Origin of the sequence: Paenibacillus haidiansis (assembly GCF_036553665.1) — a bacterium.
GTDB lineage: Bacteria > Bacillota > Bacilli > Paenibacillales > Paenibacillaceae > Fontibacillus > Fontibacillus haidiansis.
Map to the genome: position 1 here is coordinate 50,700 of NZ_JAZHPZ010000019.1, position 19,421 is coordinate 70,120.

18 protein-coding genes are annotated in these 19,421 nt (G+C 55.1%); 7 read left to right on the forward strand and 11 right to left on the reverse strand.

Annotation, left to right across the window (positions count from 1 at the left end):
• Positions 1-70: 70 nt before the first annotated feature.
• The 5 genes from V3851_RS23880 to V3851_RS23900 all read right to left on the reverse strand — a co-directional run bounded on the left by V3851_RS23880 (position 71) and on the right by V3851_RS23900 (position 5,083).
• Entirely contained in the window at positions 71-1,165 is a 1,095-nt protein-coding gene (locus V3851_RS23880) for a TIGR04053 family radical SAM/SPASM domain-containing protein (protein ID WP_414859352.1), read from the reverse strand.
• An 8-nt stretch (positions 1,166-1,173) separates the two neighbouring features.
• Positions 1,174-2,670, reverse strand: a complete 1,497-nt coding sequence (hemG, locus tag V3851_RS23885; RefSeq protein ID WP_331848963.1) for a protoporphyrinogen oxidase — start codon at positions 2,668-2,670, stop codon at positions 1,174-1,176.
• A gap of 391 nt (positions 2,671-3,061) precedes the next feature.
• Positions 3,062-3,358 (reverse strand): hypothetical protein, encoded by a 297-nt coding sequence (locus V3851_RS23890; RefSeq protein WP_331848964.1) that lies wholly within the window; start codon positions 3,356-3,358, stop codon positions 3,062-3,064.
• Between the two features lie 69 nt (positions 3,359-3,427).
• Positions 3,428-3,769 (reverse strand): YlbF/YmcA family competence regulator, encoded by a 342-nt coding sequence (locus V3851_RS23895; protein WP_331848965.1) that lies wholly within the window; start codon positions 3,767-3,769, stop codon positions 3,428-3,430.
• Between the two features lie 150 nt (positions 3,770-3,919).
• Positions 3,920-5,083, reverse strand: coding sequence for a DUF445 family protein (locus V3851_RS23900; RefSeq protein WP_331848966.1), 1,164 nt, complete (start codon positions 5,081-5,083; stop codon positions 3,920-3,922).
• 177 nt (positions 5,084-5,260) lie between these two features.
• Here V3851_RS23900 and V3851_RS23905 point away from each other — a divergent pair, with 177 nt between their 5' ends.
• The 6 genes from V3851_RS23905 to V3851_RS23930 are packed head-to-tail and all read left to right on the forward strand — an operon-like array spanning position 5,261 to position 11,937.
• On the forward strand, positions 5,261-6,628 hold the full coding sequence (locus V3851_RS23905) for a YheC/YheD family endospore coat-associated protein (RefSeq protein ID WP_331848967.1): 1,368 nt from the start codon (positions 5,261-5,263) through the stop codon (positions 6,626-6,628).
• 14 nt (positions 6,629-6,642) lie between these two features.
• On the forward strand, positions 6,643-7,749 hold the full coding sequence (locus tag V3851_RS23910; protein WP_331848968.1) for a YheC/YheD family endospore coat-associated protein: 1,107 nt from the start codon (positions 6,643-6,645) through the stop codon (positions 7,747-7,749).
• A 34-nt stretch (positions 7,750-7,783) separates the two neighbouring features.
• Positions 7,784-9,157, forward strand: coding sequence for a YheC/YheD family endospore coat-associated protein (locus V3851_RS23915; protein WP_331848969.1), 1,374 nt, complete (start codon positions 7,784-7,786; stop codon positions 9,155-9,157).
• On the forward strand, positions 9,157-10,272 hold the full coding sequence (locus V3851_RS23920; RefSeq protein WP_331848970.1) for a YheC/YheD family endospore coat-associated protein: 1,116 nt from the start codon (positions 9,157-9,159) through the stop codon (positions 10,270-10,272). Before V3851_RS23915 ends, V3851_RS23920 begins: the two co-directional genes overlap by 1 nt.
• A gap of 25 nt (positions 10,273-10,297) precedes the next feature.
• Entirely contained in the window at positions 10,298-10,822 is a 525-nt protein-coding gene (locus V3851_RS23925; protein ID WP_331848971.1) for an N-acetyltransferase, read from the forward strand.
• 8 nt (positions 10,823-10,830) lie between these two features.
• Complete coding sequence (locus V3851_RS23930; RefSeq protein WP_331848972.1) at positions 10,831-11,937, forward strand: YheC/YheD family endospore coat-associated protein; 1,107 nt, start codon at positions 10,831-10,833, stop codon at positions 11,935-11,937.
• Positions 11,938-11,987: 50 nt separating this feature from the next.
• Here the strand turns inward: V3851_RS23930 and V3851_RS23935 are convergent, their stop codons facing one another.
• The gene (locus tag V3851_RS23935) at positions 11,988-12,686 is read right to left on the reverse strand and encodes an HAD family hydrolase (RefSeq protein WP_331848973.1); all 699 of its coding nucleotides are present in this window, start codon (positions 12,684-12,686) and stop codon (positions 11,988-11,990) included.
• Positions 12,687-12,822: 136 nt separating this feature from the next.
• Between V3851_RS23935 and V3851_RS23940 the strand changes: the two genes are divergently transcribed.
• The gene (locus V3851_RS23940; protein ID WP_331848974.1) at positions 12,823-13,371 is read left to right on the forward strand and encodes a 5' nucleotidase, NT5C type; all 549 of its coding nucleotides are present in this window, start codon (positions 12,823-12,825) and stop codon (positions 13,369-13,371) included.
• Positions 13,372-13,385: 14 nt separating this feature from the next.
• Here the strand turns inward: V3851_RS23940 and yfcE are convergent, their stop codons facing one another.
• From yfcE to V3851_RS23965, 5 genes are all read right to left on the reverse strand, one after another.
• Positions 13,386-13,928 (reverse strand): phosphodiesterase, encoded by a 543-nt coding sequence (gene yfcE / locus V3851_RS23945; protein ID WP_331848975.1) that lies wholly within the window; start codon positions 13,926-13,928, stop codon positions 13,386-13,388.
• A gap of 19 nt (positions 13,929-13,947) precedes the next feature.
• Positions 13,948-15,774 carry an APC family permease gene (locus V3851_RS23950; protein ID WP_331848976.1) on the reverse strand — a complete coding sequence of 609 codons (1,827 nt, stop codon included), beginning with the start codon at positions 15,772-15,774 and terminating at the stop codon, positions 13,948-13,950.
• 134 nt (positions 15,775-15,908) lie between these two features.
• The gene (gene thiD, locus V3851_RS23955; RefSeq protein ID WP_331848977.1) at positions 15,909-16,724 is read right to left on the reverse strand and encodes a bifunctional hydroxymethylpyrimidine kinase/phosphomethylpyrimidine kinase; all 816 of its coding nucleotides are present in this window, start codon (positions 16,722-16,724) and stop codon (positions 15,909-15,911) included.
• Between the two features lie 75 nt (positions 16,725-16,799).
• The gene (gene pabB / locus V3851_RS23960; protein WP_331848978.1) at positions 16,800-19,037 is read right to left on the reverse strand and encodes an aminodeoxychorismate synthase component I; all 2,238 of its coding nucleotides are present in this window, start codon (positions 19,035-19,037) and stop codon (positions 16,800-16,802) included.
• A gap of 140 nt (positions 19,038-19,177) precedes the next feature.
• Positions 19,178-19,378, reverse strand: a complete 201-nt coding sequence (locus tag V3851_RS23965) for a hypothetical protein (protein WP_331848979.1) — start codon at positions 19,376-19,378, stop codon at positions 19,178-19,180.
• Positions 19,379-19,421: the final 43 nt, after the last annotated feature.

Sequence of the window (19,421 nt, forward strand, 5' to 3'; positions counted from 1 at the left end):
GTGAAAATCAAAAATAACCTCATTAACGCCGCCCTATTAAATCGGCACTTAATGAGGTTATTCGCATCCGTTATTCTCTCAGCGCCTTCGGTATGTAGGCGCAGTACGGGTCGCTCTCCAGGTAATCGCCGGTTACCGCGTAAGCTCTTGCCCGGGAACCGCCGCAAAGCTGCTTGAATTCGCATGCCCCGCATTTGCCTTTCAGCAGCGATTTATCGCGCAGCTCCTGCAATATCGGAGAATTTCTATAAATATCCGCCAGCGAAGATGCTCTGACATTCCCGCATTTTACGGGGAGAAAACCGCTGGGATACACATCGCCGACATGACTGATGAAGACGAATCCGTCCCCGTCATTCACTCCTTTGGGCGAACGGCCCAGGAGGTCCTTGCGCTTGACCGGCGTCGGCGCCGCGCTCTCCGCGGCCTCCAGCTTCTTCTGCTGCAGGAAAACCCGCCGGTAATGAGGGGCTTCCGTCGCCTTGACTCCGTAAGGCATCTCCCGCTGCAGACGGGCCAGCCATTCCATCACGCGTTCGTGCTCTTCCGCCGATATCATGTCGCTCACCATGCCTCTTCCCGTAGGGACGAGGAAAAAGACGCTCCACAGGACGGCGCCCATCTCCTTGACCAGCTCCGCGATCCGCGGCAGATCGTCCAAATTGTACCGGGACACGGTCGTGTTGATTTGAATCGGAATTTCCAGCTCCTGCAAATAATTAATCCCTTGCATCGTCATCCGGTAAGAGCCCGGCGTACCGCGGAAATGGTCGTGAATTTCCGCCGTGGAGCCGTCCAGGCTGAACGCCCAGCGGGACAGGCCCACTTCCTTGGCCTTCTGCACCGCGGAGAAAGTAACCCTCGGCGTGGCGCTCGGCGTCATCGAGACCGGCAGTCCTTTCTCATGAATGGCATAGCGGGCGAGTTCGAACAGATCGGGCCGCATCAGCGGATCGCCGCCGGTAAAGACGAACAGCGGATGATCCAGTTCCGCGATATCGTCGATCAGCTTCTTGCCTTCCTCCAGCGTCAGCTGGCGCGGGTCCGGATGATACTGGGCCTCCGCCCGGCAGTGCAAACATTTCAGCGCGCAAGCGCGCGTCACTTCCCAAATCACGATAAACGGATTTTGATTATAATCCCGTTCCATACTCAAATCAGGCATCATTTTTATCATCTCCCGGCAATCGAAGTCACTAATTGTTCCGCGGCCGCCCGTCCCTGGCGGATGCAATCGGGGATGCCCACCCCGTCGTATCCTCCGCCGCAAAGCAGAACTCTCGGCATCGTTTTGTCCAGCTTCGCCCGCAGCTTGGCGAGCTCGTCCGGATGGCCGACCGGATACTGGGGCATCGACTCCGGCAGCCTCGCCAGTTCGGCGAAGATCGGCTTCGCGGTGATGCCCATCAGATCGCGGAGTTCATCCGAAACTCCCGCTATAATCTCTTCCGGCCGCATCGCGGTCCACCGCTGGTCTCCCAGGCGGCCGATGTAAGCCCGCAGCAGCACGCTTCCGTCCGGCGCCGTATGCAGCCACTTGGAAGAGGTCCAGGTGACGGCGGTCATCCGGCGCCCTTCGCTGCGGGGGATCAAAAAGCCGGAGCCGTTCAGCTCCCTTGGAACATCCTCCCGCCGGAACGCGAGCGCCGCATTGGCTACCGACACATACTGGATCCGTTCCAAATACCCGGCCTCCGGAACGTTCGCCAGCATTTGGGCCGCCGCGAAGGCCGGAGCCGCGATCACGACCGCGTCCGCCGTCATTAGCTCGCCGTCGCTTAGAATCAGTTCATAGCCGTCCCCTTTATTCATTATGGAACAAACGCCAGCTCCGGTAATCACGCTCTCCGTTTCCAGCGATTTGACCAAAGCGTCGACCAGGACACTTAGCCCTCCCTTGAAAGTCAAAAACATGCTTGTCCGTGCGGGTCCGGGAAGTGCAGCGGCAGCCGCTTGAGCGTGAGCCTGAGCTTGTGCCTGGACCTGGGCTTGGACCGGAGCTTGGACTTGGGCAGAAGCGGAAGCCAGGGGAGACGGCTTCTTGCTTGCAAGCAGGCCCAAAATGAGACTGCGGTGTTTCCGCTCCATTTCCATAAATTGCGGAAAAGTCGCTTTCAGGCTTAGCTGGGCCGTATCACCGGCATAAATGCCCGCCAGCAGCGGCTCCGTCATATGCTCCAGCACTTCCTTGCCCAAACGGCGCTGAATGAATCCGCCGAGCGACTCGTCCTCGTTGCCCCGTTTGGCGGGAAGGACAAGGTCCAACGCGGCCCGGGCTTTTCCCAGCGGGGATAACAGCCCCGTCTTGACCATCGGCCACATCTGCGTCGGGATGCCCAGCATAAGTCCCGGCGGCATCGTATGAAGTTTGTTCCGATGCAAAATATAGTTGGTCTTGGCTGCGGGATTCGTGCCTGTCAGCTGATCCTCGAGCCCGAGATCTCTCGCTAAATCCAGGGCGGCCTGCTTGCGGGCAAGAAACGAATCCGGCCCCTGCTCGATCGTAAAACCGTCTCGGTGCAAGGTCCGGATTTTCCCGCCCAGTCTATGATCCTGTTCAATGATTGTAAGTTTTGCCTCAAGTCCCCGTTCACGGCACAATTTCCGCGCATAAAACGCCGCGCTTAAACCGGAAATTCCTCCGCCGACGACAGCTATTGATTTGACCACCCTTAAAGCAACCTCCTTGATGCGCTTTTCATCGGTTATCATATCCCGATTTGCAGGACCGTTTTATGACTGGGGTCACTTTAGATTCGACGCATTTGGGGAGAATTTCAAACCCGAAGGCTCCAGATACCGTTTTTAAACAAACACCGCATGGTTCATGTATGAAATAGCGTCCTTTTGGGACGCTATTATATGGAAGACCGCGTTTTAGACGAAAATAAGGGCCATAAAGGCCCTTATTTTCAAAAAATGCGGTGAATATCCGGTCTAAATAGGCCGCACTGCTGAAATAGAGCCCCGAAAGGGCGATATTTCCGTAGAATTCGGCCAAAATATAAAAATAACGCCCTAAAAAGGCGTTATTTTCATAAAGCACATGAACAAGCTTCTCTTACAAGCTTTGTTCTTGCTTGCCGCCCTCCGCCGCCCACTTCATTTGCAGATCCCGCAGCTTCGCGCGGCGGACGGCGTCGAGCGCCCGCTGTTTCTCTTCGTTCACGCCGAGGATGAAATGCAAGTGGGCGCCGATGACGAGGAAAGCGAACGCGGCCCAAACCGCGCCGAAGGCGGATACCCAGCCCCCGCCCGGTTCAAAGGAAATCATCGGCAGCGCATACACCAGCATAGCCAAAGCCAAAATGAGATACACGACATGCTTGAGTTTACTCTTTTTCTTAACCGTCTTCATATTTTCGGCAGCTCCTTCGTCTTCAAATCTATATCTCTACTCTATGAAGGCGGCCGGAAAAATATGAGACTAGTTTTGCCCGTACAAATCCTGCAGGCTGTCCGTAATGATCTTGTTGATGTCCTGGATGATCACGCTCAGGCGCTGTTCGGCTTCGAACAGACGGCGGATATTCAGGTTCAGGCTCAGCGTATCGAACAACTTCTCCATCTTCTCCATCTCTTCCTGCGCAGGCATTTCGCCGTTCATCATCGCCTGCTGCATCCCGCTTTGGCGGACCCGGAAATCGTCCAGCATGCGTTTGCTTTCCGGATCGGCCTCCACCAGCTTCATCGCTGCGGTAATATCCGCCACTTCCTGACTTTCTCTGAGCGCCTTGGCTAATTCGTTGGCCTTATCGTAAATGTTCAATTGTTTGCCGCCTCCATTAGTATCATTTTTGAGTTAGTTTTTGATATTAATTTCTCGAAGTTATATCCGGAGTCTCCGAAGTCAGTCTCCAGTCAGTTTCCGAAATTATTTAAGTTTCATTTCCACCATGCAGTCAATCAAGCCCGGCGATCAGCCGACCCATAGCATGAATGCGGACTGGAACAAGCCGATGATCCCGCCGAGAAAAACCCCCAGCCAGGTGATGGCCCTAAATTCCTTGCCGGATACGCTTAGGATCACTTCTTCCAGACGTTCCACCGGGAATTTCTGCACCTGCTCCTGCACCAGCTTCGGCAGCTCAATCGCCTTCATCGCCGCGGGAACGCCCTTGACGATCAGCCCGAGCAGCCGCTCGGCCACCGCGGGGATCGCCGCTTCCACCCGGGACTGCCACGGGGCTACGAGCGCCGAGATTCTGATTCCCTCGGCGGACTCCAGCCATTTCTCCAGCGGCAGCTCCCGCACCTTGCCGGACAGCCATTCCTCGGCGCCGCTGCCTGTCAACGACGCAAACAGCTCCGCTAGCGGCTTCTCCCCGTACACTTCCAGTCTGCCTTCGATCGCCTTGGCCACTTTGCCGCGAGCTTCTTCGCCCTGCAGCGACAGGACCAGCGCCGGCGTAAGCTTGCGGACCAGTTTGTCCTCGTCGACGAAGATCGCGGCCATCGTGCCGAGGAAACCGCCCGCTTTATCCATCATCCCTTCAGCCATATTCTTCAGCAGCCGCTGCCCCTCCGCGGACAACAGCTCTTCGACGACGGCCTCCAGTACCGCTCCCGAGGCGGCTTGACTCCAGCGCTTTCGGGTTTCCCCGTTCCAGCTCGGGATCAGTTCGCCGAGTTTCCGCTCCCCTAAGTCTAGCCTGTCCCATAGCAGACGGAGTCCCCGGTCCGCCGCCGCTCTGCCGGTGTCGGCCAGACGCCGCCGGGCCGTATCCCATTCTTCCTGCTTCCATATCTTTTGCAGCGCTTGCTTCAATGTTATATCGCTCTCGCCGAGACGGGACAGCAGGCTCTGTAAATATTGCTCGCTTTGCGACCGGAAGGCCGGGCGAAGCATCAATTCCTGCAACCCTTCCGTCGTCACCAGATAATCCGCCACGACCTTGCCGAGCGATTCCGCGATGTCGTCCCTACGCTTCGGAATCAACCCGGGCGTAAACGGAACGTGAAATTTTCCGATATACACCGGGTTCCGGGGATGAAACAGCATTTTGATTGCAAAATGATTCGTTACTCCGCCGACAAAGGCGGCCACCGCCACGCTGACTACAATATAAAGCCAATCGGCCACCTCGCATACCCTCCTTACAATCATCGTGTCTTTCGTCGGCCCGTCCCTGACGCAAGTAGACGGGAATGGGTTAATCACCAAGGATTCCGTGTCCTCATATGATGCATTACATGCGCTTATGCAGATGACCATTTTGCATCCAAGACATCAAGCCTAGCTTGGAAGGAGATCCGCTTCATGCCCTCCAAAAAATTAAAAGTCCAAATCATGAGCCCGAATTTGCTGGAGAACGACGATATCGTTCTCGGAGAACAGTTGATCAGACAGTGGAAAATTCCCGCAAACTACCCCCTGCAGCTCGCCTTCGGCTCGTTCCGGCAAACGATTCGGGTCGTCCCCCTGGCCAGATTCGACGGGATTCGGATCAGTCAAGAGCTTGCGCAAAAAATGGGCCTGCTGCCGCGCTCCATACTGCGGCTTACATTTCGCCCTCATTCGACCACCCTCCAATTGGGGCCGCTGGTCGGCGTGCTGATCAGCCGTGACATTCCGAGTTCGCCGGAACGTCCTTTCGGACCGATCACCCTGTTCTGCAGGGAGCTCGTAAACGCCTGCCAGCACCAAGGGGTGTATGTTTATTTCTTCACGCCAAGTCATATCGGTTCAAATTCAAGCACCTTGTCGGCCTGGGTTTACGGCGACGGCTGGAAGCAGATCCAGGTCCCGGCCGCAGATGTGTTCTACAACCGGCTGACCTCCCGGAAGCTGGAGAACAAACCTAGCGTACAGCATTTCTTGAAAGAAGTAAAATCGCGGTACGGCAGCCACTATTTCAACGAAAAATTTCTCGACAAGACGGAAGTGTTCGATGCACTTGGGAACGATGCCGCAGTAGCGAAGTATTTACCGGAATCCCATCATTTCAAAAGTTTCCTTTCTCTAAAGACGATGTGCGCCAAATATCCCATCGTCTTCCTGAAGCCGGTTAGAGGTAGCCTGGGAAAAGGCATCATCCGGATCTCCAAGATGGAGGGCGGCAATTACCAGACACTCACCGCCAAGGTGGGAGGAACACAGCGTCAAGTTTACCCCAGCCTCGCCAAGCTGTTCTCCTCTCTATCCGGCAAGATGAAAACGACCCGGTATCAGATTCAGCAAGGGCTGACCCTGATTGAAATCAACCGCAGGCCGGTGGATTTTCGCGCGCTTGTTCAGAAGAACCGGACCGGGAAATGGAATGTCACCTCGATCGTCGCCCGTACGGCAGGCAGCCAGCATTTTGTCTCCAATCTGGCCAGAGGCGGTTCGTTAAGCACGGTGAAGGAGGCGATATCCCGGAGCTCTCTTCCCGCGGGCGTCAAAGCCAAAATCCCGCTGCGCCTCAGAAAGGCGGCGCTCGAAATCGCCGAGGGCGTGGATGGCCGGATTCCGGCCCATTTCGGAGAGCTCGGCATCGATCTGGCGCTCGATTCATCCGGACGGATTTGGCTGTTGGAAGTCAACTCCAAGCCGTCCAAGAACGACAACACCCCGATCGGAGCCGGAAAGATCCGCCCCTCCGTCAAGCAAGTGGTTGAATACTCCCGCTATTTGTCCGGTTTCTAAGGAGGAGAGTCAATATGAGTAAATCACGCGGAATCATCGGTATTATGGTCAACGAAACCGGGGAACCTTTGCCCTTTGCGGAGCCGGGATTTTGCCGCAAATTATGCCTAAGCGGCAGCCGGCAGGGATTGACCGTATACGTCTTCTGCCCTTCGGCTCTGCGGACGGAAGGAGGAGCGATTTCCGGGTTCTGTTACGAAAACGGCGGATGGCAGCGCAAGCTGTTTCCTCCTCCGGATATTGTGTACGACCGCTGCTTCACTCACGATCGCCGAAACCAACAGCGGAAGAAAGAAGCATTGTACCGGCTGTCACGGGCGCATCCGTTCGTTTATCTGGCCCGCGGTCTGAGCGGCAAATGGCGGGTTTATCAGGCGCTCCGCAAATTCCCGGACATCTCCCCCCATTTGCCGGAGACAACACCTTACGAGGACCCCGCCCAACTTATGGCCTGGCTGGAGAAGCACGACGGCGAAGCCTTCCTGAAACCGCAGAACGGCACTCACGGCAAACGGACGCTGTACATCAAAACTTCTGCCCATAAGGACGGCATGAAGCTGATCGGCCGCGACGGACGCAACAGTGTGCTGCGGCGCCGGTTTCCTACCCGGGCCGAGGGACTGGAGTGGATCGATAAATTTATCGGGGACCGCCCGTTTCTGATGCAGCCCTATCTTGCGCTCAGCACCCAGCAGGGTGAACCATACGATATCCGTGTCCTGATGCAGAAAAACGAGACCGGGGCCTGGGAGCTCACCGGCATGGCGGTCAGGGTCGGACAGAAGTATGCGCTCACCTCAAATCTGCATGGCGGGGGAACCGCGCGCAAGGCGATGCCGTTCCTGACCAGGGAGCTTGGGGAAACCGCGGCCCGACATACGCTCTCCCTGATCCGCAAGCTGGCTCTGGCGATTCCGGAAGCCTTGGAATCGCACTTTGGCCGTCTGGCGGAGCTCGGCATCGACTTCGGCGTGGACCGGCAAGGAGAAGTGTGGGTGCTGGAGGCTAACTCCAAACCCGGCCGCTCCTCGTTTTCCCGGATTGGGGACCGCAAAAGCGCCAGGAGATCGATCGATAACCCGATTTCTTACGCGCGCTATTTGCTGATGAGCAAACCTTGAAGAGGCACGGAAGACTTTTTTAGGAGGAAATCTCATGAGTTTGACTTATTGCAACGTCCATTTCACGCAGCAGCCCAAAAGGGTCGTCTACGTGTCCGGCTCTTTGATGAAAAATTTGAAGCTGTCGGGAAAAAAGTCGGTGAACCTCAAGTTCGGCGGAGAGCGCATCCCCGCCGCCATCAAGCCGATCAATAAACCGGGTAAGCATCTGTACCTTGCCTCCGGCATCCGGAAAGGAATAAAGATTCCGAATGCGGGGAGCGTGTTCTTGCGCAGTCTTACGGAAGGCGAAGTGCAGATCGGCCCGCTGATCGGCGTGCTCTCCGACGGTCCGACCTCTTCCGCCTCCAACCCCTTCGGCTCCCGGACCGGATTTATCAAGCAGCTGCTTAGGCAAGGAAGCAAGCAAACCTATATATTTGCTTTTACCCCGCGGGATATCAATTGGGAGAACGAAACGGTCAACGGATACTTTCTGAACGAGGCCGGCAATTTCATAAGAAAAAGGGTACCGCTGCCCGATGTCGTTTATAACAGGCTGCCAAGCCGCCGGGCGGAAGTCACCCCTCCGATCACCCAGCTGCGCGAGCGGTTCATCCGGCGAAAAATTCCTTTTTTCAACTGGAGCTTTTTCAACAAATCCGATATTTACCGCATGCTTGAAAAAGATCCGCTCGTGAGCCGGTACGTCCCGGAGTCGATCATGAGCCCCTCTCCGGAACAGGTCAGAGATCTGCTGGAGCGCCATTCACTCATTTATTACAAGCCGAACAGCGGCAGCCTCGGCAACGGGATTTACCGGCTGTCCCGGATTGCAAAGAGCGGATACTACGCGAGATACCGCAAGAACGGCAGGAACGCCCTTCTCCGCTTCGGATCCTTCTCCTCTCTGATGCGGACGCTTCAGGCCAGACACGGCCGGTTGCTGAACGGCTACGTGGCGCAGCAAGGGATCCGGCTGATCGAAATCGACGGCTGCCCGATCGATTTCCGCTTTCATATGCACAAGAACGGGCGCAACCAATGGGTCGCCGTCGGCATCGGCGCGAAGAAAGCGGGCAGAGGCAGCGTTACGACCCATCTGAAAAACGGCGGATCGCTGCTGCCCCCGGAGCAGGCGCTCTCGCGCGCCTTCGGCGGCAGAGCCGACGAGGTGCTCAGGAACGCCAAGAATGTGGCGATTACGCTAGCCGAGGCGATCGAAAGCCACCATCAGCATTTGATCGGCGAAATCGGCTTTGACATCGGCATCGACAAGGACGAGAAAATCTGGATGTTCGAAGCGAACGCCAAACCGGGCCGGTCCATTTTCAAACATCCTTCGCTCCGGGCGGAAGGCAGAGCTTCCGTGGATCACATTCTGGAGCACTGCCTGTATCTCAGTAAATTCCGGAGGAGAGAAAGCTGATGAACCAGCATATAGGCGATCAGAAGCCCGTTGTCGCCGTGCTGACCGTGGCGGACGATTTCAGGCTGTTCCGCGGCAACCGGGCGAATTTCCGGGATATCGTCAAAGCCGGCAGGGATTTGGATTTTCCCGTATACGTGGTCACGACCAAAGATCTAAAACTTTCGGCAAAGAAAGTCCACGGCTATGTTTACAGTTCGGAAGAAAGTCAGTGGAAGCGGCAATGGTTCCCGCTGCCTCAAATCATCTATAACCGGATTCCGCAGCGGGAAGACGAGAAAGCCCCTTCCGTCCGCCGCAAAATCGAGGAATGTATCCGCCACGACAGCATTCAGCTGTTCAATCCTTATTTTTTCAACAAATGGACGCTGTTTGACTGGCTGAAAAGAAGCCGGACGACCAAAGTGCTCGTTCCCGCCACAAAGCGGCTCAGAGCCTCCAAAACCCTCCTGCCCATGCTTGAACGCTACGGCAGTTTATATCTGAAGCCGGAGAGCGGGAAAGCGGGGAAAGGGATCATGCTGCTTCAATACGAAGCGGATAAGCTCAAGCCTTACCGGCTCACAATCCAGGGGGAACGGCGGAGAAACATCGTTTACAGAACCGGAAAGCCGCTCCTGCTCTGGAAACGGATCAAGGCGGAAACCGGCAAGGTGCCTTATATTATGCAGCAGGGAATCAAGCTTGCTTCCTACAAAGACCGGAATTTCGATTTGCGGGTACTGGTGCAGAAAAACGGAAAAGGCGTATGGATGGTGACCGGGGTCGGAGCGCGGCTGGCCGGGCTCAAACGAATCACGACCCATGTGCCCCAGGGAGGCAGCGTCGAAGATCCCGAGAAAATGCTGCATCCGACCTTCGGCCAGGAAATGACCAACTTCCTGATCAACCGCCTGAAATCAAGCGCGCTGTTGATCGCGAAACAGATTGAACGAAGCTCCGGGCATACGCTGGGGGAAATGTCGATGGATCTCGGAATCGACACCGAAGGGAAAATCTGGTTCTTCGAGGCGAACGCCAAACCGATGAAATTCGACGAACCGCAAATCCGCAAAAAATCGCTGGAACGTATTTTCCAGTTCAGTCATTACCTATATCGGCAGGGCAAGGAATAGCCCGCGGAAAAGAGGTGGATCCTGCATGAGAATCACAGCATGGCGGCCCGGTGAAGGCGCGGTTTGGGAGCAGCAGCACGCGGAGATGTTGGCTTTTGTGCACAGGTTCGGGCGAAAAGGGATTTCCGCCGGGACCTACCGGGCGCTGATGAGGCTCACCGGCCGGGATCTGCTCTTGCCCGGGGCTTCCCTCCTGCTCGCTACCGTACAAACGGAGGACGGTCCGCGGATCGCCGGGCTCTCCTGTATTACGGAATACGGACGCGGGATCGGCCTCGTCGTCGTTCATCCGCTGTACCGGGGCCGCGGCCTCGGTTCCGGCCTGCTCTCCCGGCAGCTAAGCACGCTCGGGAAGCTCTCCTTCCGCGTCGCCCCGGATAACATCTCCTGCCTGAAGATGTGCTTCCGGGCCGGTTTTGCCGCCGGCGGCCTTGCCAAAACCCCCGGCGGCAAGCCCGAGCTGATGCTGGAGAAAAAGCCGGAGGGCTGGATGCCGATGCCGGCGTCCCCGGAACTCCATCACGCCGCCTACACTTTGCAAAGAAGGTGAATCAACCCGTGTCACAACCTGTTCTCGGCATTTTAACGCTGTACTTGAACGATAAGAAGCAACTGGAAGAGCGCCATATTTATCAAAGGATGATTACGGAGGGCCAAAGAATCGGCCTGGATATTTTTGTGTTCACCCCGATGGATGTATACGAAAAAAAGAATATGATCAACGCCCTGGTTTATGACCCGAAACAGAAAAAATGGTCGCGGAAATGGCGCGGCTTCCCCAACCTCATATTCGACCGCTGCCGGATCCAGCGCAGCCGCCGGTTCGAACAATTGAAGAGATTCCGGGCACGGTACGGCAACCTGACCTTCCTGAACCGTCCGCTCCGGGATAAATGGACGATTTATCAAACCTTGTCTCGCAAATCCGCTTTCCGCCCCCATTTGCCCGAGACGGTATTATATCGAAACAGCGGAGACGCCTTCCGGCTGCTCAAAAACCATGACACCGTCTACGTCAAACCGATTAACGGCACCGGCGGGCGGGGGATTTTACGGGTGGAAAAGCTCGGTGGCGACATGTTCCTAATCCAGGGCAGAAGGCTGAACCGGAAAATTATTCCCGCACAAAAGGTCCATAAATCCCGGCTGGGCGCTTTTCTCCAAAGCTGGAAAGGGAGCGGCCGGTATGTGGCTCAACAGGGCATTCATATCAAGCTGCCGAACGGACGCGTGCACGATTACCGGATGCTCGTGCAAAAGAACGGAAAAGGGGAGTGGGAGGTAACCGGCGGCGCCGGCCGGGTCGGGCCCGCCCGTAGCGTCACCTCGAACCTGCACGGCGGCGGCCAGGCGATTTCGATGCAGCGTCTGCTTGCCCAGGTGGTTTCGAACGAAGACAGGCGGCTCGAAATCCGCCGCACCGCCGAGAGGCTGAGTCTGGAGATCGCCGCTTATTTGGAAGCCACTTATGAGGCCTTGTGCGAATTGGCCTTGGACCTCGCCATCGACCGAAGCGGCCGGGTTTATGTGCTTGAGGTCAACCCCAAACCGGCCCGGGAGGTATTCAGCCAGATCGGGGACGCGGAAGCTTACCGGAGCGCCATCGTCAAACCGCTGGAATATGCGATGTGGATGTATAAACGCGGAGCCGGCTCTTCCCCGTAAGGAAGAGCGGCTCCGCGGTTTTACCCGGCGTTACCGGATTTTATCAAAATTCAGGACTTCTCCGCCTGATCGTACAGCCGGATCAGTTCCTTGAAGGAGGTGATCAATACATCGGAACCGGTCAGCTCCGGGCCTTGTCCGAAGCCGGCATACGCGCAGCCGACCACGGCCTGCCCGTTCTTCTTGCCCGCCTCCACGTCGGAGGAGCGGTCTCCGACCATCCAGGCGCTATGGATGCCGTGGTTGTCGAGCAAAAGCCGTACAAGCTCGACCTTGGAGGCCGTCAAATATTCGCCGGCACTGTATATGCCTTCGAACAGGTGATGAATCCCGTGGGCTTCCGCCACTCCCTTGACATAATGCTCCAGACCGTTGCTGGCCACGAACAGTCTGACTCCCCGCTCGCTTAGCGCCTCCAGCGTATCCTTCACGCCGGGATACAATTCCGTAGCGTATTCCTTCAGCCCGGCGAGCTCCAGCTCCAGCAGCAGCTCATCCGCACGGCGGCGAACCGCTTCGCTGGAGTCCGGGATGACTTTTCGCCATATATCCTCCAGCAGCATGCCGAGGCAGCTTAGCATCAATTCTTCGGGCGGGGTTTCTCCCTCGTACAAATTCTCCTCCCGCAGCCGGTCAAACAGCTCATGATAAGCGGGGATCAGCAGGGTCTCCGTCTTGAATAGCGTTCCGTCCATGTCGAAGATCATGGCTTCGGGTTTGTACAGCCTGTTCGTAGTCGTCGTCTCCATCTCCAACAATTCCTTCCTGTCTGTAGTAGATTGCAATCCGGCCAAATATTTGCCATTTCGCGTCGAGTCCTATACAATGACGATGAAATTATTTCATGATATCAATATCTTAACATCCGGGGAGAAGTGCGCCAACATGAGCAAAAAAATAGTCGCCATCGATATGGACGATACGATTTGCCATCTGATACCGAAAGCGATCCATTATCATAATTTATTGTACCCCGATCTCCCATTAACGATGGAACAGATCGTCAGCTTCGACCTCAGCGGCATTTGGCACCCCTCCTGTTCGGAAAATATATTTTTCGGCAGGCCGGGATTATTTGAGGAATTGGAAATTTTCGATGAATATACCGTGGAGGAAATCCGGAGAATGACGGCGGATTTTGACGTGATCATCGTCACCGCGGCGCGCCCGGCATCGGTCCCGGAAAAGTGGAATTGGCTGCAGAAGCATTTGCCGTTCATTCCGTTCGAGAACTTCTTTGTCGCCAAGCGCAAATATTTGCTCGATTTCGATCTGTTGATCGACGACGGGCCGCATAACCTGATCGCCGCCAAGCAAGCGGGGAAGCACACGATTATGATTCCCCGCCCCTGGAACGCTCAGGTCCAAGAGGATTTTATCCTCAAGGATTCCTGGGACGGCATGACCGAGCTGGTGCGGACGATTTTGGCTTAATGCCCTAAAAAATATCAGAATAATATCCGTTTCACGATCCCGCCCTCAAAATCTTTCACCTGAAATTCTCCGTTCGCAAGAACGCCGTAGGAATGCGGGAAATTTCCCTTCGGCAGCGCGATGGAGCCCGGGTTCAGCACATAGATCCCTTCCTTGCGGTCGGCTACCGGAATATGCGTATGTCCTTGGATAAACACATCGCCGGGCCTCAGCGGGGGCAGCTGTTCCATGCTGTATCCGTGACCGTGAGTAACATATATGCGGCGGCCCTCGTGAAACAGCATCGCATAATCCGCCATCATCGGGAACTCCAGCAGCATTTGATCGACCTCGGAGTCGCAGTTCCCTCTTACGGCGATCACTTGGTCCTTGTTCCGGTTCAGCGTTTCCGCCACCTGCCCCGGGTTATACCCTTCGGGCAGCGGATTCCGCGGACCGTGGTTTAGGAAATCCCCCAGCAGAACGATTTGGTCCGGAGCCTCCGCCTCGACCTTCTCCATCGCGCGGTTGAGCCAATGCAGCGAACCGTGTACATCGGATATGAACATCAGTTTCATAGCCTCATCCCCTTTTTTATTATTTTTTCAAATGATAAGGTACTGTGGTTACGATCAAATCTCTCCGGTACAGCAAAAAGGCGCGAATGAGAAAGCTGGACTGGTTATGAAGTGCGTTATGCCACCGTTTCTTCGGGATGAACTGGGGAATCAGCACCGTTACCTTATAATTCGATTCCATCGCTTTGTGCTCGACCGTATCAACGAATTTGGTCAAGGGCTGAATGATGCTCCTGTACTGGGAAAACAACGTGACCAGCCGGATTTCGGGATGCCACTGATTCCATCTTTCCTCGAATTGTTTTTCCGCCTCTTTCTCAAAAGCTACGTATACGGCGATAATTTGCTCGGGATGGAGCGATTTCGCGTAATTCAGGGTATTCTCCACCACATGCGTAATTCCTGCCACCGGAATGACCATCACATTCCCTTCGACGGGAACGGAAGGCTCGCAGGTCGTAATTCTTAATTGATCCCCCACGTCCATATAATGCTTGTTGATCTTGTGGAAAAAGAACACGATCCCCGGCAAGAAGATGAGCGCAGGCCAGACCTGCGGAAATTTCGTGATAAAAAAGATCATCATGACGGTGAAGCTGATCAGCGCCCCTACCGCGTTGATCGTTAATTTGATCCCCCAGCCCGGCGGTCTTTCGCGGAACCATTTCACCAGCATGCCGGTTTGCGCCAGCGTGAACGGAATAAATACGCCCACCGCGTACAGCGGAATCAAATGCTCCGTCCGGCCTTTAAAGACGATGATCAAAAGGATCGAAGCCACCGCCAGAAACAATATCCCGTTCGAATAACCGAGCCGGTCTCCGCGTACGGTAAACATTCTGGCGATATATTTGTCCTTCGCCAGATTCACCGCAAGCTGCGGAAACGCCGAATATCCTGTATTGGCGGCCAGCACCAGAATCATGGCGGTGATCCCCTGGATTACGTAATACAACAGGTTTCTGCCGAAGGTCGCGGAAGCGATCTGGGATACGACGGTTTCCTCCGCCTTCGGGGAGATTCCGTAATAATAAGCCAGCCAGACGATGCCCGAGAACAGCAGGGCCAGCAGCAAGCCCATGGCCGCCAGCGTTTTCGCGGCGTTCTTGGGCGCCGGGTCCTTGAAGTTGGGAATCGCGTTGGAGATCGCTTCGACACCGGTCAAGGCCGAGCTGCCCGAGGCGAAAGCCTTTAACAGCAGGAAGAGGGTAAGTCCAGACACCGGAGTCCCGAGCGGCTCATGCAGATGAGGCGGAACATGGCCGACCGCGATTTGATACAATCCTACAACGATCAGGATAAACATCGCAAGGACGAATAAATAAACCGGATAAGCCAAAATGGATGCCGATTCGGTAAGTCCGCGGAGATTCAAAATCGTAATCAGCACGACCAGCCCGCAAGCGATAAGCACATTGTAAGGATGCAGCGACGGAAACGCCGACGTGATGGCGTCGGTGCCCGCGGAAATGCTGACCGCCACCGTTAAAATATAATCGACCAATAAAGCACCGCCTGCGAGGAGGCCGGCGTTTACTCCGAGATTTTCCTTCGACACGACATATGCTCCCCCGCCGTGGGGGTAAGCGTAGATAACCTGCCGGTATGACAGCACGAGGGCCAGCAGCAGGATCAGAATGCCGACGCCGATCGGGACCGAGTACCAAAACGCAGCCGCGCCGATCGTGACCAAGACGAGCAAAATCTGTTCCGGTCCGTAAGCCACGGAGGATAATGCATCCGAAGACAAAATGGCCAACGCTTTTGTTTTATTCAACTTTTGTTCGCCGAGTGCTGTTGATTTAAGCGGCTGACCGATGAGCACTCTTTTGATAAATGACAACATATCTGCAACACCACCGATGTTTATTTTTGCGCTTAGGATAAATAAGTATGAGAGTTAAAATTTGCACAGCAAAAAAAAGCCGATCCGGCGTATTTCATGCCGATCGGCCTATTAAAAATAAATTTTGTTCTTCCTTATTCTCCGTTCAACCGGTAACCCGCATGGAACACGGGGCCGACATATTCGTTAAACTGATAGCCCGAACGGATCGCGGCCGTCACGAATTTCTTCGCCTTGGCCACGGCCTCCTTCACGGTTAAGCCGCTTGCCAGCCCGCCGGTGACCGCCGCCGCAAAAGTGCAGCCCGCACCGTGGTTATGGGCGGGTTCGATTTTTTCCGTCTCCAGGACGGTAAATTCCTCGCCGTCATAGAACAGATCGATCGCTTTATCGCCTTCCAGCGCCTTGCCGCCCTTGATCACCACGTTCGCGGCGCCGCGTTCGTGAATGATCTCCGCCGCCTTTTTCATCTCGTCCAAAGTAGTCAAGCGGCCCAGGCCGGATAGTACACCCGCCTCAAACAGGTTCGGCGTAACGACCGTCGCCAAAGGCACCAGCAAATCGCGAATCGCATCCGCGCTTTCGGGATTGAGAACCTCGTCCTCCCCTTTGCAGACCATGACGGGATCGATGACGACATTTTTTTGGCCGTGCTGGCGCAGCGTCTTCTCCACGACTTCGATGATCGGCACGCTGCCGAGCATCCCCGTTTTCATGGCATCGACAGGTCCGCCCGCGAACACGGTTTTGAGCTGCTCGGCCACCAGGCCTTCATCCATCGGATAAACGCTATGATGCCAGCCCCGCTCCGGGTCCATCGTGACGATACAAGTCAAGGCGCTGAATCCGTAGGTGCCGTATTCTTCAAAGGTCTTCAGGTCCGCCTGAATCCCTGCTCCGCCGCTGGAATCGCTGCCGGCAATGGTTAAAGTCTTGATTATCTTTGACATACGCTAGTGCTCCTTTGCGAAAAACTAAACTGCCTTCGGCCTCTATTGTAGCATTATTTTCAGAAAGTAGTTGAATTATTTAATACTATTTGCATCGGAAATCATATTTAATGCCGGGACGGGATCGCGGTCTCCCAGGATGTAATACTTCTCCGGATCATAGCTCCCGAACGCCGTCAGGACGATGGCCTTGATCAGGGCCCGGGCTTTCAACAGCATCTCGTCATACTCCTCCTCCGGATCGGAAAGCACTGTAATGGCCCCTCCCACGCCGATGGTCAGCTTGTCCTGATGGCAAACGATCGTGCGGATCACGATATTAAAATCGGCCGCTCCGTTCAACGCGAAATATCCGATCCCGCCGGAATAGATTCCGCGCGGGCGGTGCTCCAGCTTGTCGATCAGCTCCATGCTTCGGATCTTCGGCGCTCCGGTCATCGAGCCTCCCGGAAAAGCCGCAGCGATGCAGGCTACGGCGTTGGTTCCCCGCTTCAGCTTGCCCGACACGGTGGTTACCATCTGATGCACGGTCTGGTAAGTCTCAATATGCATCAGCTTCGGCACCTTGATGCTCCCTATCTCGCATACTTGTCCCAAATCATTGCGCAGCAAATCGGTAATCATCAGATTTTCCGCCCGGTTCTTTACGCTCTCAGCCAGCCCGCGAATGAGTTCGCGGTCCTGTTCGGGGGTGCTTCCCCTGCCTGACGTTCCTTTGATCGGTTTAGCCCGGACTGCGCCCTCCCGGTCCACCTGAATGAAGCATTCCGGCGACGAGCTCAGCACTTGAACGTCCCCGAAGGCCAAATAAGCCGAGTAAGGGGCCGGGTTCATCTTCCTTAAGATCAAATACAGTTGTAGCGGGTCGACGGCACAGGAAACCTCCAGTTCATTCGTCAAATTGATTTCGTACGATTCTCCCTGCCGCAAAAACCGCTGTGCCTCGAGGATATCCCCGATATATTCGCGGTAGCTGCGGTTTAGCTTAAATTCAAGCTTTTGTACGGATACCGGCGCTTCGGGAGTCGCCGCTTCGCCGGAGCGTTTTTCCAAATTGGACGTCATCCCCCGAAACCGCAACCGGTGCTCCATCTCGCCGAGCCACATTAGGTTGAGCTTGTTTCCCGGACTGTCCTCTTGGTCCGCTACCAGGCAAAGCAAATACATGCATTGTTCCCGATGATCAAAAATAACCATACGGTCCGCCAGCACCACTCCCCCGTCCCGCATTCCGGATACATGGGCCTCAGCCCCTCCGGAATCAGCCTTCAACTCATAACCCAGGTATCCGACAAACCCGCCGTTTAGCGGGAATGGAACTTCGGTTTCAACCTTTAATCGGGCCAATTGCCGCTCCAGGTATTCATAAATCGTCATCTTTTCCTGTGTCGTTATGCCTCCCCGGGTGATCGTAACGATTTTGCGGGCTACATCGTAATTGACGATTTGGCTGAAGGCCCCCAAAGTATTTCCCATATATGAAAACCGGGCCGAATCGGAATCCGTCTTGCTGCTGTCCAGCCAAAAGGAATAGGTGTCCCTGTCGTGAATCCATTCGGTGAAAACCCGCTCCGGGTCGGTAAATCCCTCAATTTTGCGGACGATGACGCGGGCGGGTTCATCATCGGGTATATCATTATGGACTTTTATGTCCTTCCCGTGCCTGTTCTCCGGCGCATGCAGCGGTTTCAGCGGAATTCGGCGCGGTGCGCGCGATTTCGGGTGGTCTTTATAGAATTTTTTCGCCAGAGCGATGAAATTCCCGATAATCCGGTCTCCATATTCGGTGCAGATGGATTCGGGATGAAACTGGATGCCGTAGATCGGCTTCTTGCGGTGACGTATGCCCATGATCACGTTGTCTTCCGACCAGGCCGTGATTTCCAGCTCGCCATCAGGAACATCCCGAACCATCAAGGAATGATAACGTACCGCCCGGAACTGCTGGGGAATTCCTTGAAAAAGCCCGTTCCCCGTATGCTTTATCCCGCTGATTCCCCCATGCATGATTTGCGGGGTTTGCGAAATTTTGGCGCCATAGAGGTAACCGATCCCCTGATGCCCCAGACATACGCCAAGCACAGGTACACCGGAATGAAGAATAACCGATTCGCTCACCCCGAAATCGCGGAGTATTTCGGGCCGCCCCGGCCCGGGAGAGATAATGGCCGCGTCAAAATCATATCTTGATAATTGAGCCCAATTCAGTTTGTCGTTCCTGATGACCGCAGGTTCTTCCCCGTTGACTTGGGCTATGAGCTGAAACAGGTTATAGGTATAGGAATCGTAATTATCCACAAGCAGTATTTTCATGGCTTCACCTTCTTTCAAGGTAAGTGATATCCCTGTAATTATACCGTTCTACGTGGAAATCGTCTTTCAGGAAAATATAGCAAAAAAAAGGAGTGAACAGGCTGTCCGCCGGCTCACTCCCTTTTTCGCTCATTCGCAAACTAATTGGCAATAGCCTGACTTGCCGCATCAATTCTCTCCTGCGAGGCATTGAAGCATTTTTTGCACACCTTCAGCGGCTGCCCGGAGCTGGTTGTCTTTGTATAAAGCAGTTTAATCCGCTTGCTTCCGCATACCGGACAGGTCCCCCGTCCCCGGGACGGCAGATTCCAGAGCGCCTTTCCCCGTTTTGACTTCGACATGGTATCACCTTACCTCTACAGCGTATAGGCTTCTTCTATCCGT

Coding starts and splice junctions, on each gene's coding strand:
- V3851_RS23905 (WP_331848967.1), top strand. CDS start 5,261: ATGCCCTCCAAAAAATTAAAAGTCCAAATCATGAGCCCGAATTTGCTG.
- V3851_RS23920 (WP_331848970.1), top strand. CDS start 9,157: ATGAACCAGCATATAGGCGATCAGAAGCCCGTTGTCGCCGTGCTGACC.
- pabB (WP_331848978.1), bottom strand. CDS start 19,037: ATGAAAATACTGCTTGTGGATAATTACGATTCCTATACCTATAACCTG.
- V3851_RS23915 (WP_331848969.1), top strand. CDS start 7,784: ATGAGTTTGACTTATTGCAACGTCCATTTCACGCAGCAGCCCAAAAGG.
- V3851_RS23925 (WP_331848971.1), top strand. CDS start 10,298: ATGAGAATCACAGCATGGCGGCCCGGTGAAGGCGCGGTTTGGGAGCAG.
- V3851_RS23940 (WP_331848974.1), top strand. CDS start 12,823: ATGAGCAAAAAAATAGTCGCCATCGATATGGACGATACGATTTGCCAT.
- V3851_RS23935 (WP_331848973.1), bottom strand. CDS start 12,686: ATGGAGACGACGACTACGAACAGGCTGTACAAACCCGAAGCCATGATC.
- V3851_RS23910 (WP_331848968.1), top strand. CDS start 6,643: ATGAGTAAATCACGCGGAATCATCGGTATTATGGTCAACGAAACCGGG.
- V3851_RS23965 (WP_331848979.1), bottom strand. CDS start 19,378: ATGTCGAAGTCAAAACGGGGAAAGGCGCTCTGGAATCTGCCGTCCCGG.
- V3851_RS23880 (WP_414859352.1), bottom strand. CDS start 1,165: ATGCCTGATTTGAGTATGGAACGGGATTATAATCAAAATCCGTTTATC.
- V3851_RS23890 (WP_331848964.1), bottom strand. CDS start 3,358: ATGAAGACGGTTAAGAAAAAGAGTAAACTCAAGCATGTCGTGTATCTC.
- V3851_RS23950 (WP_331848976.1), bottom strand. CDS start 15,774: ATGTTGTCATTTATCAAAAGAGTGCTCATCGGTCAGCCGCTTAAATCA.
- thiD (WP_331848977.1), bottom strand. CDS start 16,724: ATGTCAAAGATAATCAAGACTTTAACCATTGCCGGCAGCGATTCCAGC.
- yfcE (WP_331848975.1), bottom strand. CDS start 13,928: ATGAAACTGATGTTCATATCCGATGTACACGGTTCGCTGCATTGGCTC.